Source organism: Kineobactrum salinum, assembly GCF_010669285.1.
Taxonomy (GTDB): domain Bacteria; phylum Pseudomonadota; class Gammaproteobacteria; order Pseudomonadales; family Halieaceae; genus Kineobactrum; species Kineobactrum salinum.
The window spans coordinates 2764108-2779830 of record NZ_CP048711.1 but is presented as its reverse complement, the minus strand read 5'-3'; the positions used below and the strand labels follow the sequence as shown (position 1 = coordinate 2779830).

The following is a 15723-nucleotide window of genomic DNA, read 5'->3' as shown; positions in this document are numbered from 1 at the left end:
ATGCTGTCGCCGGCATGCTGAGTACAGCGAGGAGAAACCCATGACCACCTTGCAATCACGATTTCTCGTGTGCCGGGAACGCAAACTGCACTTCCTTGAGGGCGGCACTCCAGCGAGGCCGGCAATTATTATATGGCACGGGGTCACAGGTACCTGCGAAGATCACCGGGAGTTGGCCACTCGGCTTGCCCAGCGGTATCACGTCATCGTGCCGGACTCACCCGGCTGCGGCCTCTCGGAATGGATCAGCCCCGCCCCCGGCGGGGCCAGCCTGGGTTTCCATGCGGACATCGCCGAAGATCTGCTGCGGCAACTGCGCATCGATACGGTGGCCTGGATCGGTTCCTCAAAGGGTGGGGGCTTAGGCATTGTGGTGGCGGGCAGGGACAACGCCATTACAGTAAGTCACCTGATACTCAACGATGTCGGCGTGAGTCTGCCCGGGAAGACATGTGCCGCCCTCGGGCAGCGGCTGGCGGAACCTCCGGTATTTCAGGGATTCGAGGAATTCGTTGCCCATGTGCAGCGCTTTCTCGCCAGATCGGGGGTACACCGTTTCAACGGCGAGGCCCACAAACTGGCACTGTCCTGGTCCCGCCGCACCGATGCCGGCGGCTTTAGCTATCACTACGACCCCGCTCTGGCTCGCCAGTTCAGTGAACATCCAGAAGACTTCGACCTCTGGTCCTTCTGGGACCGGATAACCGCCAGAACGCTGCTGCTGCAGGGAGAGGACTCCATCGTGGCAGCCGATGAGATAGCGGCGATGTGTCGACGCGGGCCCGGCTGCAGCCACCGGCGGCGCCCGGGTGGGCACGTCACCTTCCTGGACAGCCCAGAGGAACAGGACATCATCATGGAATTTCTGCAAACAGGGGGAGAAAACCATGGGGCGCGTTGAAGGCAAGGTCTGCCTGGTTACCGGGGGCGCCCGGGGCTGGGTGAAGCGATGGTGCGACTGCTGATCGCGGAGGGGGCGCAGGTTGTACTCACCGATATCGACGCCGAGGCGGGAGGCAAGCTGGCGCAAGTGCTGCGTGACGAGGGCGCCAGCGCCCTGTTTCTGGAGCACGATGTCACCGACGAAGCTGCCTGGAGGACTGTATTTGATCGACTGCTGCAGGAATACGGCCGCCTCGACGTGCTGGTCAACAATGCTGGTGGTGGCACCTACAATGACCTTGAAACGCTGAGCCTGGCGGAGTGGCGCAAGATCATCTCGCTCAATCTCGACAGCACCTTCATCGGCACCCAGATGGCGGTGCGGATCATGAAGGGCAGCGGGGGTGGCTCGATCATCAACCTCTCCTCCGTCGGCGGTCTGGTCGGTTCGCCCAACCTGGTGGCCTACTCTGCCGCCAAGGCAGGGGTGAAACTGTTTTCCAAGAGCGCCGCCATTCACTGTGGTCAGCGCGGCTACAATATCCGTATCAATACGGTTCATCCCGGTTTGGTGAAGACTCGATCGGGGATGGAAATGGCGGAACAGGCCACCGGCATGGCAGCAGCGGAGGCAGAAGCGGCGTTCGCTTCAATGCACCCGATCGGTCGCATCGGTCGGCCCGAAGAAATCGCCTCTGCAGTGCTCTATCTCGCCAGTGACGAAGCAAGCTTTGCGACCGGCGCGGAATTCGTTATCGATGGAGGTTACACAGCCCAGTAACAGAATTCGCGTCAAGCACCCCACCCAAAATCGACGTTACCGTCGCCTGCAAATCCTGGCCTGCGGGACCAGCTGATCCACCCCGCAGCCAGGCAACAGCAGCAGGGGCATGTCGCCATGACATTGCAACACCTGTACATTGCCCCGGCGAACGCGACAACAACCGGGCAGCAGTGGTAGCATTCACTACGGCAAAGCCACCTATCCAAGAAAATGGGGCTGCAGGGTTGGGGACAGATTCACTATGGAGATAGTCGGCAGGACCATCGGGCGCTATCAGGTTCAGGAACATATTGGCGAAGGTGGCATGGCCCATGTCTACAAGGCCTTCGATCCCAGCATCAACCGCACTGTAGCCCTGAAGATACTCAAGGCCGAGCACTGCGCGGATGAAGAGCACAACAATCGCTTTCTGCGCGAGGGCAAGGCCGCTGGCGCCCTGACCCATCCCAACATCGTCACCATCTACGATGTCGGCAGCCTGGAGGGCGCGCCCTATATCATGATGGAGCTGCTGGAGGGAGAGTCGCTGGGCGACATCCTGCAGCAGGGCAGGCGCCTGCCGATCACCACCATTATCCGCATTGCGATCCAACTGGCCAAGGCCATGGACTACGCCCACACCCGCGGCGTGGTGCACCGTGACATGAAGCCCGACAACATCATCCTCGGCGCCGATGGCGAATCAGTGAAGATCACCGATTTCGGCATTGCCAGGATGGACAGCTCCCCTGGCAATGAGACCACCCAGGTGGGAATGATGCTGGGTACGCCGCGCTACATGTCGCCGGAACAAGCCAGTGGCACAATTGTAGATGGACGTGCCGATCTGTTCGCCGTCGGTGTGATCATGTACGAAATGATCACCGGGCAAAAGGCTTTCGATGCAGAGTCGCTGCCCACCCTGATCATGCAGATCGTCAAGAAGAATCCGGTTCCGATCCGGCAGCTGACGACGGATGCCCCCGCCGGGCTGCAGAAAATCGTCAACAAGTTGCTGCAGAAAAATCCCCAGCGCCGGTTCCAGTCCGGCAAGGAATTGCAGGAAGCGTTGCTGCGGGAACTGTCCTCGGTGCAATCGCACGAGGAGGAACAGCGCGGCTATCTGCCCCTGCAGGTGAAGTGGACCGCAATCATGGGCGCGGTGGTCGCCGTTGCAATGACTGTTGCATCGACCCTGGTGTTTCGTGCCCAGAGTGATGCCCTGACCCGGCAGGCCGTGGATTCCGGCCTGTCACTGGCCAAGTTCATCGCGGTGCAGGCGGCGATCCCGGTACTGGGGGAGGACTGGGTTACACTTGAATCACTGGTGGAGGACGCGGCTGCACGGCAGACCTTTCGCTATCTGGTCGTGGCGGACCACCGGGGCATTGTCCGCGGCGCCAGCGACAGCAGTCTCGTCGGGGAGCGCTGGGAGCCATCCAACATCGAGCAGACCCTGCTCGACGGGGACACCATCCAGGTGCAGGAACTGGAGCAACCGGTTTTCAACTTCAGCCTGCCGGTACTGTTTGACCAGACGGTGGTCGGCCACCTCGACCTGGGCGTCGACACCACCGAACTGGACGCTGCGATGACTACCACCGGCCGCATGATGGCCATGCTGGCCCTGGCAATTGTGCTGGCGGTATCGCTGTTGATCTACGCGTTTAACAAGTTGATCGCAAAGAACCTGTTGCTGGCCACCTCGGCCCTGCAGTTGCTGGGCAGGGGACAGCTCGAAACCCGCATTTCGCGTAAACGCGACGATGAATTCGGGGACCTGTTCAATGCCGTGAATCACCTCGCCGACGGCATTGAAAAACAGTTGGAAGGGAGTGGCGTCACCGACGGTCCGCTGCTGGATACGGTGGTGGTCCCGGAGGGCAAGCTCGAGATCAGCGGCATCGTCCAGGGCAACCCCAACGACCAGACTATTGTCCGGTCCAGCGATGTGAACCGCGATGACGAATCTGCCTGAACTCCCCATCCGGGCCCTGTTGTTGAGCGGGGCCAGTTTGTTGGCCGCCTGCAACAGCGCTCCGCCAGTAGAGCGCGCAGCCGTGGAGGTGATAGCCGGGAACCGGGAGACTGCGCTGGTCTACCTGCAGCCGGGCCAGCAGTACCGGGACATCGCCGCCGCCTTGCTCAATGATCCCGCCGCTGCCTGGCAACTGGCGGAGCTCAACAGCGGCCGGGCGGCCAGGGCCGGGGAGGTCATCGCCGTACCGCTGCAGCCGGTCAATCCCACTTCAGTGTACAGCGATGGCTACCGCACCCTGCCAATTCTGTGCTATCACCGCTTCACGGCCCGCTCGCGCGCCAGCCACCAGCTGGAGCTGACGGCAGCGGCCTTCGAGCAACAACTGCGCTACCTGGTGGAGAACCAGTATCAGTTTCTGTCATTCGCAGAGGTAGCCGACATTCTGCGACAGGGACAGCCCATTCCCGACCGGGCAGTGGTCCTGACCATCGACGATGGCTATGCCTCGGTCTACGACGTCGCCTGGCCGTTGCTGCAAAAATACCAGGCCCGCGCTACCGTATTCATCTACACGGACTTCATCGGCGCCGGAGCCGCGCTCAACTGGAGCCAGCTGCAAACCATGGCCAAAAGCGGCCTGATCGAAATCCAGTCCCACGGCAAGAGCCACACCAGTTTGTCGCGGTTGCCGCAAGATGAGTCCCCCGACGCTTACAGCATGCGCCTGCTGGCGGAGGTCACCGGCTCCAGGGAGCAGTTTCAGCGCCACCTGGGCGTGGCTCCTGTCCACCTGTCCTATCCGTACGGCAACAGCAGCGAAACCGCGGTCCGGACTTTGCAACAGGCGGGCTACCAATTGGCCGCCACTGTGACACGGGGCGACAACACCACCTTGTCCAACCCCTACCTGCTGCACCGGACGATGATCTACGATCACCATGACATGGACGACTTCGCCGGTTTCGTGCAGGGGTTCAAGCGGGCGCCACTGCATTGATTCGCAGCGCTGCCACCGCATTGCTGCTGGCGCTGCTGTGTGCCTGCGGCGCTCAGCAGCCAGATCGCAGCGAAGCCATCGCCGCTTTTGCCCAGCGCCAGATCGCGGCCGCCGAAACCGCCGAGGCGGCCGGCGAACTGGCGCAGGCATTGGCATTGTGGCAGAGCCTGCTGCCTTCACGGACTGAGACGGAAGCTGCCAGAGACGCCATTTCACGGCTGCAGGCCAAAATTGCCGGGCGTACAGCGGAGGCCTTGCAGCAGGGAGAAGCCGCCTACGCCAGCGGTGACTGGCGCCAGGGTGACAGCTGGATGTTGCGGGCCCTGGCGTTGACGCCGGGCGAGCCCACCGCATCCCAACGCCTGCGAGAGGCATTCGTGACGCGGGCCAGGGCCCGCCAGGACGCCAAGAGCGGCAGGGAATACGAGCTTCTGGCCCAGACCGCGGTCAGACCCGAGCCGACACCCGATCCTGCGCCGGCAACGGAATCCGGCCCAGGCCGCTGGGCTGCCCTGCATCGGGCAGGCGAGTTCCAGACCCTGATCGCTGAGGCCGAGTCAATGCCGCCGGACCCTCTCAGCGATGACGCCGCCCTGTTGCGGGATACCCATATACAGCTGGCCGACAATGCCAGGGACAGGGGTGAAGCTGCGACCGAGCTGCAACACCTGCAAGCGGCACTGACCGCGCAGCCCCGCCCGGAAGATCCGCTGTTGGGCAGGGTAGTCAGTTTGCGGACGGAACTCAGCAACCGCTGGCTGAAAACCGGCACCGCCCTGCTGCAGACCGACCTGGATGCCGCCATCGCCGCACTGGAAAAGGCATTGCTTTACCACCCAGGCAACAGCAGTGCCAGCCTGAAGCTCAAGCAGGCCCGAACGCTGCAACGCAATCTGTCAAGAATCCGCGGGCGCCCCTGAGGCAGCTACTGCCGGTCCGTGGGTTTAGTTGGCGTGCTATTGCTGTGCAGCGGTTCGATGTAGGTGGTTTGATCCAGCGCCGCGGTCCCCCGGCCGGCGCTGGCATAACTGCGGGTCACCCGGAATACAATATCGTGGAACCGGATCTCATCCTCGTTGTAAAGCGTACAGCGGCCAGTCAGCGGCCGGCCGTTGACCATGGTGCCATTGGCGGAGCCCAGGTCCTCCAGGCTGAGCATGTCCCCCTCCAGCGTCAACCGCGCATGCTGCCGCGACACGTGGGGGCTGACGACGGCGATATCGCTGTCCAGCGAGCGCCCCATCACCAGCGAACGCGTAATGCTGAAACTGAGCCCGGCCAGGGGGCCGGTCTCGGCCGACAGGGTCCAGTCATGCACCGCACTCCGGGGCCCGCCGGGCTTGCGGAAATAACCCCTGGCCCCATTGCGCCTGCGGTCGTTGATGGGAGGGATATTGTCCAGCACCCGGCGTTCACTGAAAGGGGTACTGCGGGCTACGCCCTCACGGGTAATCTGGAAAAACCAGGCCAGGGTGAACGCGACCGGAAACCCAAGAATGGCCAGAGCAAACAGGTAGCGCGACACCAGATCCGCATCCAGGTCAAACAGCGGAAACAGTATATCGATGGCCTGCAGGCCACCCCAGCACAACAGCAGGTAGTAGAAGCAGGTCTGGAAAACCTTGCGCCGGCGCAGTTCCCGGTAAAACGTCTTGAGGTGCGATCGACCGGCCGCCGGCATGGTGGGCTCAGTTCAGCCGCCGCAGCTTGCTCTGCAGCTCCAGTGCCTGGGCGCGATACAGCCTGGCATTCTCGTGTTCCGGGTCCAGCACCAGGACCCGGTTCCAAAGATCAATCGCCTTGTCCAGGTCCTGGGCACGATACGCATTGAGCGCCCGCCGGTGCAGCTCGCGCGGCTCGCCCGCCGGCACGGCCGCCACCGCGGCAGGTTGCAGCGCGGGCTCGGGGAGAGACTCCTCTTCAGTCTCTTCGCCAGCCGGATTCGCGCCGGCAACAGCGGCCCCGGTGTCAGCCTCCGCCTCAACTTTCGTTTCCGCTTCTGCGGCAGCCTCCTGTGGCAGGGCCGCATCGGTTGTCAGCGCCGCTGCCTCCGCCTCTTGCGCCATTTCCCGGGCCAGCGATTCGGGATCATCTTCGACAGCGAAACTGGCCCGCGCGGTTTCCGTCAGCGGTATCTTCAGGATTTGTCCCGCCCGCAGGCGGCGGGGCTCCGCAATGCCGTTGTACTTGGCGAGGGCATAGAATTGATAGACACTGCCGAGATAACGGTGCGCCAGCGTGGACAGGGACTCCCCGGAAGCCAGCGTGATTTCCCGATAGCTGGCTGGATAGTAGACGTTGGAGTCCTCGTCAAGCTGGCGCAGCAGATCCCGCGCCACGTCACTGCGCGGCTTCTCCTGCAGATAGGCGACCAACTCAGCCCGCGCCTGCCGCGCCCGGCCATCTTCAAGCATGCGCAGCGCCTCCCGAAACCGTGCCTGGGGCGTCAACCCTGGCTGGGCAACTGCCTCAACCGCTCGCCGCTCTCCAACCGTAGCCACCGGCTCCGGCGGCCCCTGCACCGGCCCCACAGCGCAAGCTGCCAACAGAACGCCACCCAGCAGCACCCAACCCCGCGTCATGATTTTCAAGCTTCCCCCCTGTGCCGCTCTTGTGGTCTCGGGACCAACTCCGGATTCGGCATCATGTTTTCATCAACTATAGATGAAACTGTGGAGACTGCGAAAGCCCGCGCTGCCTTTTTCGGGAGCACCAGCACGCCTGCCACAGGATTTTACGCCGTGGCCGTCAACCCGGCTGCAGCAAATGCTCGCGATAGTAGCGCAGCTCGGCAATGGATTCGCGGATATCCTCCAGCGCCTGATGCGTGCTGGTCTTGTGGATGCCGGCCTCCAGCTCGGGCCGCCAGCGCTGCATCAATATTTTGAGGGTGCTCACATCCAGGTTGCGATAGTGGAACCAGGCCTCCAGGCGCGGCAGGTAACGGGCCAGGAAACGCCGGTCCTGGCAGATGGTGTTGCCGCACATGGGAGAGGTACCGGCAGGTACCCACTGTTGCAGAAATGCCAGGGTCATCTCCTGCGCGGCGGCTTCGTCGATATCGCTGGCGCGGACCCTAGCGACCAGACCAGAGCGGGTGTGATGGGTGGTGTTCCACTCGTCCATGCCCTGCAATACAGCATCCGCCTGGTGCACGGCGATGACCGGCCCTTCCGCCAGGGTATTCAGCTCGCTGTCGGTCACAATGGTGGCTATCTCGATGACCCGATCGCTGTCGGGCTCCAGGCCGGTCATCTCCAGATCGATCCAGATCAGGTTATCGGGGTGCTGCATGGCCATTCGGCTCCATCAAAGGCTACCATCCAGTGTAACAAATTGCCTCGACAGCGCCATGCCGTGGCCCAATAATGCCAGCATGAGCAAACGCAGATTGACCCGCCAGCAAAGCTGGCGCATCAGCAAAATACAGCAGGAGCGCAGTGAGCGCGCCGGGCGCCGTCAACAGCAGGTGGACGAGGCACTCACGGCGGGTCAACTGGGGCCGGAACAAAGCGGCCTGGTGGTGGCCCACTTTGGCAGCCAGGTCGACGTGGAGGACAGCGACGGCCGCAGTCAGCGCTGCCATCTGCGTGCCAATCTGGACAACCTGGTAACGGGCGACCGGGTCACCTGGTGCGCTGGCGACAGCACCGGGGTTGTGGTGGCGAGACAACCGCGCCACAGCGAGTTACTGCGCCCGGACCCCTACGGCAAGCTGAAACCGGTCGCCGCCAATATCGACCAGATCTTCATTGTCATCGCGCCCTATCCCGAACCCCATGCCAACCTGATCGACCGCTACCTGGTCGCCGCCGAGGCGGTTGCGATCGAGCCGGTATTGTTGCTCAACAAGATCGACCTGCTGGCACAGGATCCGGAGCGGGCGCGGGCACTGGACCAACTGCTGGCCATCTACCCGACGCTGGGGTATCGGCTGTTGCGCGCTTCCAGTCACAGCGAAGCCCTGCAGCAGCTGCACAGCGCGCTGCAGGGGCGCACCAGCGTCTTCGTGGGCCAATCGGGTGTGGGCAAGTCATCCCTGGTCAATGCCCTGCTACCCGCGGCCGGACTGCGCGTGGCCGCTCTTTCGGAGCAGCGTCAGAAGGGAACCCACACCACCACTACAGCGCAATTGTTTCATCTGCCAGCCGGAGGCAGCCTGATCGACTCGCCGGGCATCCGCGAGTTTGGCCTGTGGCACATGACCCGGCAACAGGTCGACTCGGGCTTCCCGGAATTCCGCGAGTTGCTGGGACACTGTCGCTTCCGCGACTGCCGCCACGAGCGGGAACCCGGCTGCGCAATCCTGACCGGCGCCGCCAACGGCAGCATCAGCAGCAGCCGCCTGCAGAGCTACCGGCATATCATCAGCAGCCTGGGTGATTACGGCGCCTGAGGGCTCGCGGGACGTTTTTGCGCTGGATCACTGCGGTGATCCGCCGCACCCCCGGCACGGCCGCCGGCGGGTCAATCCGCGGCAGCGCGCTGGATATGCCCCAATGCCTCTCCCAACCGGGTGCGGCTGCGTGGCGCCCAGGCGGCATCCCATTCCATGGCGTCATCGGGGAACAACAGGATGACCGTGGAGCCCAGCCTGAAATGGCCCATTTCCTCGCCCCTGGCCAGCGTCACCGGCGCCGGTAGCGTCTTGTAGTCCCGCTGCACCACTCCCCGCGGCGGTGGCGCCACCTGGCCGGCCCAGACGGTCTCAATGCCGGCTACGACCATCGCCCCCACCAGCACCATAGCCATCGGCCCTGCCGGCGTATCGAAATAGCAGACCAGCCGTTCATTGCGTGCAAACAGGCGATCCACCGCGCCTGCGGTGAGCGCATTGACCGAAAACAGCTTGCCGGGGATGTAGGTGGTAGCCACCAGTTCCCCGTCGATCGGCATGTGGATCCGGTGATAGTCCCCGGCGCCAGGTATATGGTCGCAAAGCGGCCGTTCCTGAACTGGGCCACCCGCTGCTCATCCCCACCCAGCAGGGCCCAGGTCGAGAAGCGCCGTCCCTTGGCCTGCAGCAGGGAATGCTCCTCGATACGGCCGAGCTGGCTCATGCAACCGTCCACGGGACAGACGATGTCCGCTTCCGCCAGCGGCCGCAGTCCGGGGCGCAGCGGCCGGGTAAAAAAGGTATTGAAGTCGGGATAGTCTTCGGGCCGCGAGTCCACCGCCTCGCTCATGTCCACGTCAAAGGCGCGGATAAACCATCGTATCACCTGGTTTTTCAGCCAGAGGGGACGGCGCAGGCCCGCCAGCCAGCCGGCGCAGCGGCTGAGGGCATGTTGCGGCACCAGATGTTGCAGGGCGACGAAAAGGGAGTTCATAGTGACAGTGGGGTTCCGTAGTCAGGGAAGGATACAGTGGGGGAAGCGGGCAACCCGTAACAGGCACTGCCGCAGCGAGATTCTAGCATAGACAATCGAATGGGACTTACTTAAGGCCTGGCTCGGTGTGAGGGCGCTACTTCCGGAGAGTCCTTTCGAGACCGTATGCGACATGGATGTCGCATACGAGCCCCCATGGAAGGGTTCACGGCGTGTCTCGAAAGGACTCTCCGGAAGTGGTGCCCGGATTATTGGCACCCAATCGCTATAAGATAAGGACGCCACTCCTGGATTCAGGGCTGTCCGATATTGTCGTTGATGTCCTTTATTGTCACATATATTGTCGCAGACTATTTGGCCACGGGTGGCGGATCGTCGGACGGGAGGCCGGCACTTCGGCCGCCGAGCCATCAACCGGGGTGCGGCGTTCAAGACACGCCGTAAACCCATCCCTGGGGGCTCGGTTGCAGCAGAGCCTGCCCCGCGAGCGCAGCGAGTGCTTTGGGCATCCATGCTGCAAACGGTCTTGAACGCCGCACCCCGGCCGATGTCTCTACCCTTGCAGTGAGCTTATGGAACGGCAATACACTCACCCGCTAAAGTAAGTGCCAATCGCACAGGCAAATGACCTTCCAACGCCGGGATTGCTACAGATTTTCCTCCGCAAATGCCGCCAGGCGCGAACGCACGATGCCGTTGACGTGCATGATGCCCGCGTGGGGTAGCTCTTGGTCTTCTCCACCAGGTAGGTCAGCCCCGAGGTCAGCGGCGAAATGTACTTGTTGTCGATCTGGGCCAGGTTGCCCAGCACCACGATCTTCGAATCCGCCCCACCCGGCTGATTATCGACTTGAGCTGGAACTGGGTCAGGCCCTGGGCTTCGTCGATCACGATATAGGCATTGTTGAAGGAGCGGCCGCGCATGAAGTTGAGCGATTTGAACTGGATATTGGCGCGCTCCTTGACGTAGGCGATACTGCCGTGACAGGACTCATCCGAGCCGTGCAGGATCTCCAGATTGTCGTCGAAGGCTGCCAGCCAGGGTGCCATTTTCTCTTCCTCGGTGCCGGGCAGAAAGCCGATATCCTCGGCGATGGGCGGTGTGGAGCGGGCGACGATCAGCTTGCTGAAGCGTTTCTGCTCCAGAATCGCGTGCAGACCGTAGGCCAGCGCCAACAGGGTCTTGCCGGAGCCCGCGGGGCCGGTCATCACGGTCATGTCGACGTTGTCATCCTCCAGCAGTGCCATGGCCATCGCCTGCTCCAGGTTGCGCGGTACCATGCCCCAGAAGCGCCGGTGCATCAGCTTGTCGCGGCTGTCGCAACGCAGGTAGACGTAGTCGGAATCGATGCGCTTGACGAAGGCCAGGAACTCCTGGTCGTCGTACAGGAACATGTTGGGGTAGGCCTGGGGCAGGGAGCGCCGCGGAATCCGGTGCAGGGTGCAGTCGCCCTCGCGCAGGGTGTCCACCTCGGCAATTCTCGACCAGAAATCACCCTCCAGGTGTTCGTAACCCCGCGCCAGCAGATCGATGTCGTCCAGTACCCGGTCGCGGCGGTAATCCTCGACATGCACCAGGCCCGACCCCTTGGCCTTGATGCGCATGTTGATGTCCTTGGTCACCAGGCAGATAAACTCGCCGGGGTGCTCCGCCTGCAGGCGCAGTGCCACGTTGATGATGCGGTTGTCGTTGGCCTGGTCCTGGGTGACATCCAGATAGGGTATTTCACTGGCATCACTGAGCAATTGGTCGGGGTAGATGGCCAGCGTTCCCGCCGGGCCCTCGCGGGTGCTGCCGGGAATCGGCACACCTTCCTGGATCTGCTGCGGCGAGGCTGTGTCCACCACCTTGTCGATGATTCCTATGGCGATGCGTGCCTCCCGGCTGACGGTCTTCTCGTGCCGGTCCTTGATGTGGTCGAGCTCCTCCAGCACGGTCATCGGGATGACGAGATGGTGCTCGTTGAAGGCGGTAACGGCGGTAGGGTCGTGCAACAGGACGTTGGTGTCGAGGACATAAGTCTTCTTGATGACGGGTTTGAGGGTGGTTTTTTCTATGCGCAGGGGCGAGCCTGAGTCCATAAAGCAGTCCTCACAGGAGTTTCAGGGTATGGGGCAGGGGCAGTTCAGAACCGGAAGCCGGCGACCGGGGCCGGACAGGGGTGGAGGTCAAGGCGGTGTGGCAGTGATTCAAAGGCGCTTCCCGGTGTTGGTGGTACCGCAGCGTCCCCTGATTACAAACCGTGACAACGACAATGTCAATCAACATTCGTGCCGGCGACACAGGGCGCGCTACACACTGACACCACCCCCTTTTTAGGCTAGGATAGCTCGCTTCACTCACTGCCACTGAAGACGCCTACCGCCGCGATGCTCAATCATGACTCCCTCGCCCAGCTCAAGGGCCTCAAATCCCAGATGGAAGCCGAGAAAGAGCGGGCCGAAGCAGTCATCAAGGGCACCCAGGCACGCTATGGCTTTGCCGTGCTCGACGACGGCCGTGAGATATTCATTCCGCCTGATGAAATGCTCAAGGTGTTTCCCGACGACCGGGTACGGGTATGCATTCGCCCCGCGGGCGACAGCAAGAAGACGATTGCCGACGTCGAAAAGTTGCTCGACAGTCCGCTCAGCGACTTTAGCGGCCGCTGCGTACGCAAGGCCAAGGCCCTGTTCGTGCAGCCTGACCTGCCGCAACTCAAGCGCTGGCTGTTCATCCCACCGCACGCCCGCAATGGCGTCAAGGAGGGTGATTACGTGCGCTGTGCAATTCTCCGGCACCCGATCCGGGACGGCAAGCCGCAGGCCAAGATCCTGCAGGTACTGGGTAACGATGATACCCCGGCATCGAAAACAGCTACTGCATGGGCAAGTATCGTCTGGGAGTGGACTGGAGCCCCGCGGCGAAGCAGGAGCTGGAACAGCAACTGGCCAGCTGCCGGCCGCTGGAAACCGAGCGCCGGCGCGACCTGACCGACCTGGAATTCATTTCCATCGACGCCGCCAAGACCCAGGACATCGACGACGCGTTGTACGCGGACATCAGCAGCGACGGCTGGACCCTGTATGTCGCCATCGCCGACCCCACCGCCTATGTTGCGCCGGGATCGCGTCTGCTCGAGGACATCGCCAACCGCGCCACCTCCATCTACTTCCACGGCTACGTGCTGCCGATGATGCCGGAGGTGCTGGCCCAGGAAACCTGCGCGCTGTCCGAGGGCAACGACCGCCCCGCCCTGGTATGCAGGATTGCGGTGAGTGACAGCGGCAAGGTCGGCGATTTCGATTTCATTGAAGCCACGGTGCGCTCGCGGGCCAAACTATCCTACTACGCGGTAGACCGCTACCTGAATGGCCACGGCGACGAACTGATGAGCCATGCCACCCCGTTGGAGGCGCTCTACCAGGTGTACCGCGCCCTGCGTGGCCAGCGGGAACAGGATGAACTGGTGATGGAAGACCGTCGCGAGTTCCGCTGGATTCTCAACGACCGCAAACAGATCGAGAGTATCGAGCCCCACGACAAACTGCTGTCGCAAAAGCTGGTCGAGGAATGCATGATCGCCGCCAACCGCTGCGCGGCGCGCTTCCTGGCGGAGCGCGGCAGCAGTGGGCCCTTCGTGACCCATCCCGGCTTCCGCAAGGACAGGCTGGACGAAGTCCGCAAGTTCCTGTCCCTGCATGCACCGGCCGCAGCGGAACTGGATCCGACCACCCGCGAAGGCTACCGCGACATCATGCGTCAACTGGCTGGCAGCGATAACCCGCTGCCCCTGCGCGCCATGGTCAACCGCCTGCTGACCCGGGCCGAGCTGACCACCCGGGCCGGCCTGCACATGGGCATGGCGCTGGAGTGCTACACCAACTGCACCTCGCCACTGCGCAAATACGTGGATTTCCTGGCCCACCAGCAGATCAAGGCAGCGCTGCACGGCGACGCGGCACAGCTGGTGACCGAGACGCAACTGGCCGCGCTGCGGGAGCGCCTGGCCACGGCCCGCGCCGCCACGCTGGAGGCGGAACGCTGGCTGGCAGACAGGTATCTGGCACAGCGGGCCCGGACCGCCAGCGATGGTTTCCAAGGCAGGATCGTTCACGTCAACAGCTCCGGGTTTTCCGTACGGCTGGAGGACTGTGGGCTGGAGGGCTTTGTGGACCTGCGCAAGCACCCGGAAAAGTTCAGCTATGACAAGTGGACGGCCAGCCTCACCAGTACCACCCGCCGTTTCCAGCTGGAGCAGCAGGTCGCGGTCGACTATGCCGGCAGCGACGGCGACAACCGCTACCAGTCCCTGTTCACCCTGCGTGGCGACACCGGCCTCAAGCCGGCCAGACTGCCTGAGGACTCCGCCGCGGAGGGTTAGAAGCTGGCATTACCCGGCGTGCGGGGAAACGGAATCGCGTCGCGGACGTTGTCCATCCCGGTGACATAGTTCAGCAGGCGCTCGAAGCCCAGGCCAAAGCCTGCGTGGGGCACGGTACCGTAGCGGCGCAGGTCCCGGTACCACCACAGCTCTTCGCGCAACTGCGCATCCATGCGCGCATCCAGCACCTCCAGCCGTTCCTCGCGCTGGCTGCCGCCGATAATCTCGCCGATGCCCGGAGCCAGCACATCCATGGCCGCCACAGTGCGGCCGTCGTCATTGAGGCGCATGTAGAAGGCCTTGATTTCTTTGGGATAGTTCATCACGACCACCGGCCGTCCGACATGGGTCTCGGCCAAATAGCGCTCATGCTCCGACGCCAGGTCGACGCCCCAGGCCACCGGGAATTCAAAGGACTGGCCGCAATTGCGCAGGATATCAATGGCCTCACTGTATTCCAGCCGCTCGAAGGGACTGTCGATGACCGTGCGCAGCCGTTCCATCACCGTGTTGTCGATCCGCTGCTGGAAGAATGCCATGTCATCTTCGCGCTCCTCCAGCACCCGGCTGAACAGATGCTGCAACAGACTCTCCGCCAGATCCGCATTGGCACCGAGGTCAGCGAAGGCAATTTCGGGCTCGACCATCCAGAACTCCGCCAGGTGGCGGCTGGTATTGGAATTCTCGGCGCGGAAGGTGGGCCGAAGGTGTAGACCTTGCTCATTGCCAGGCAGTAGGACTCCAGCTCCAGCTGGCCCGAAACGGTGAGAAAGGCGTCCCCGTGAAAGAAGTCCTGGCCGACATCCACCGAGCCATCCGCAGCGCGCGGCAGGTTGGCCAGATCCAGGGTGCTGACGCGAAACAGCTCGCCGGCGCCCTCGCAGTCGCTGCCGGTGATTATCGGGGTATTGACCCAGTAAAATCCGCGCTCGTAGAAGAAGTTATGGATCGCATTGGCCAGCGTGTTGCGCACCCGGGTGATCGCGCCGAAAGTGTTGGTACGGGGACGCAGGTGGGCCTGACTGCGCAGGTACTCGAAGCTGTGCCGCTTCTTCGCCACCGGATAACTCTCCGCATCCTCGACCCAGCCCACCACCTGTACCGCGGCAGCCTGGATTTCCAGCGCCTGCCCCTTGCCCTCGGAGGCAACTACCAGCCCGCTGACAGTGACCGCGCAGCCGGTGGACAGCTTCAGCACCTCGCTGTCGTAATTGGACAGCGAGGCCGGCACCACGGCCTGGATGGGGTCGAAGGAGGAGCCATCGTGAATGGCGAGGAAGGAGATCCCCGCGCGGGAGTCACGCTTGCTGCGCAGCCAGCCGCTGACAGTGGCGGACTCGCCGAGAGCTACCGCGCCGCGCAGGACAGCAGCGACGGAAATGGAGGGAGATATGGGTACAGACATG

11 protein-coding genes and 3 pseudogenes are annotated in these 15723 nt (G+C 62.9%); 8 read left to right on the top strand and 6 right to left on the bottom strand.

Annotated features, from left to right (window positions below):
* Nucleotides 1-40 precede the first annotated feature (40 nt).
* The 5 genes from G3T16_RS12180 (at nt 41) to G3T16_RS12160 (ending at nt 5543) form a co-directional block, all read left to right on the top strand.
* Complete coding sequence (locus G3T16_RS12180) at nt 41-901, top strand: alpha/beta fold hydrolase (RefSeq protein ID WP_163495494.1); 861 nt, start codon at nt 41-43, stop codon at nt 899-901.
* A 9-nt stretch (nt 902-910) separates the two neighbouring features.
* Nucleotides 911-1663 carry a glucose 1-dehydrogenase gene (locus G3T16_RS12175; protein WP_332102894.1) on the top strand — a complete coding sequence of 251 codons (753 nt, stop codon included), beginning with the start codon at nt 911-913 and terminating at the stop codon, nt 1661-1663.
* A gap of 244 nt (nt 1664-1907) precedes the next feature.
* Nucleotides 1908-3623, top strand: a complete 1716-nt coding sequence (locus G3T16_RS12170; protein WP_163495493.1) for a serine/threonine-protein kinase — start codon at nt 1908-1910, stop codon at nt 3621-3623.
* Nucleotides 3607-4623: a polysaccharide deacetylase family protein gene (locus G3T16_RS12165; RefSeq protein WP_163495492.1), complete on the top strand. Its 1017-nt coding sequence runs from the start codon at nt 3607-3609 to the stop codon at nt 4621-4623. The genes G3T16_RS12170 and G3T16_RS12165 overlap by 17 nt, the downstream gene beginning before the upstream one ends.
* Nucleotides 4620-5543 (top strand): hypothetical protein, encoded by a 924-nt coding sequence (locus tag G3T16_RS12160; protein ID WP_163495491.1) that lies wholly within the window; start codon nt 4620-4622, stop codon nt 5541-5543. The genes G3T16_RS12165 and G3T16_RS12160 overlap by 4 nt, the downstream gene beginning before the upstream one ends.
* Before the next feature lie 5 nt (nt 5544-5548).
* Here G3T16_RS12160 and G3T16_RS12155 read toward each other — a convergent pair whose 3' ends face one another.
* From G3T16_RS12155 to orn, 3 genes are all read right to left on the bottom strand, one after another.
* Nucleotides 5549-6304, bottom strand: coding sequence for an FHA domain-containing protein (locus G3T16_RS12155; protein ID WP_163495490.1), 756 nt, complete (start codon nt 6302-6304; stop codon nt 5549-5551).
* 7 nt (nt 6305-6311) lie between these two features.
* Nucleotides 6312-7214, bottom strand: coding sequence for a LysM peptidoglycan-binding domain-containing protein (locus tag G3T16_RS12150; RefSeq protein WP_163495489.1), 903 nt, complete (start codon nt 7212-7214; stop codon nt 6312-6314).
* A gap of 157 nt (nt 7215-7371) precedes the next feature.
* Nucleotides 7372-7917 (bottom strand): oligoribonuclease, encoded by a 546-nt coding sequence (gene orn / locus G3T16_RS12145; RefSeq protein WP_163495488.1) that lies wholly within the window; start codon nt 7915-7917, stop codon nt 7372-7374.
* Between the two features lie 82 nt (nt 7918-7999).
* On the opposite strand from orn, the gene rsgA reads away from it, so the two are divergent.
* A complete protein-coding gene (rsgA, locus tag G3T16_RS12140) occupies nt 8000-9019 on the top strand; it encodes a small ribosomal subunit biogenesis GTPase RsgA (RefSeq protein ID WP_163495487.1) in 1020 nt (339 codons plus the stop codon).
* Between the two features lie 71 nt (nt 9020-9090).
* Here rsgA and asd read toward each other — a convergent pair.
* Nucleotides 9091-9809, bottom strand: a pseudogene (gene asd / locus G3T16_RS12135) (archaetidylserine decarboxylase).
* Between the two features lie 791 nt (nt 9810-10600).
* Nucleotides 10601-12035, bottom strand: a pseudogene (locus tag G3T16_RS12130) (PhoH family protein).
* Nucleotides 12036-12323: 288 nt separating this feature from the next.
* On the opposite strand from G3T16_RS12130, the gene G3T16_RS21910 reads away from it, so the two are divergent.
* A complete protein-coding gene (locus tag G3T16_RS21910; RefSeq protein WP_232059060.1) occupies nt 12324-12926 on the top strand; it encodes a ribonuclease R family protein in 603 nt (200 codons plus the stop codon).
* Nucleotides 12818-14317, top strand: a complete 1500-nt coding sequence (locus G3T16_RS12125) for an RNB domain-containing ribonuclease (protein ID WP_232059059.1) — start codon at nt 12818-12820, stop codon at nt 14315-14317. The genes G3T16_RS21910 and G3T16_RS12125 overlap by 109 nt, the downstream gene beginning before the upstream one ends.
* On the opposite strand, the pseudogene asnS reads toward G3T16_RS12125, so the two are convergent.
* Nucleotides 14314-15722: pseudogene (gene asnS / locus G3T16_RS12120) on the bottom strand (asparagine--tRNA ligase). The gene G3T16_RS12125 and the pseudogene asnS overlap by 4 nt on opposite strands.
* Nucleotide 15723: the final 1 nt, after the last annotated feature.

Excerpts from the sequence above, each read along its gene's own strand:
- G3T16_RS12170 (WP_163495493.1), top strand. The coding sequence starts at position 1,908 with ATGGAGATAGTCGGCAGGACCATCGGGCGCTATCAGGTTCAGGAACAT.
- G3T16_RS21910 (WP_232059060.1), top strand. The coding sequence starts at position 12,324 with ATGCTCAATCATGACTCCCTCGCCCAGCTCAAGGGCCTCAAATCCCAG.
- G3T16_RS12180 (WP_163495494.1), top strand. The coding sequence starts at position 41 with ATGACCACCTTGCAATCACGATTTCTCGTGTGCCGGGAACGCAAACTG.
- G3T16_RS12125 (WP_232059059.1), top strand. The coding sequence starts at position 12,818 with ATGGGCAAGTATCGTCTGGGAGTGGACTGGAGCCCCGCGGCGAAGCAG.
- G3T16_RS12155 (WP_163495490.1), bottom strand. The coding sequence starts at position 6,304 with ATGCCGGCGGCCGGTCGATCGCACCTCAAGACGTTTTACCGGGAACTG.
- rsgA (WP_163495487.1), top strand. The coding sequence starts at position 8,000 with ATGAGCAAACGCAGATTGACCCGCCAGCAAAGCTGGCGCATCAGCAAA.
- G3T16_RS12165 (WP_163495492.1), top strand. The coding sequence starts at position 3,607 with ATGACGAATCTGCCTGAACTCCCCATCCGGGCCCTGTTGTTGAGCGGG.
- orn (WP_163495488.1), bottom strand. The coding sequence starts at position 7,917 with ATGCAGCACCCCGATAACCTGATCTGGATCGATCTGGAGATGACCGGC.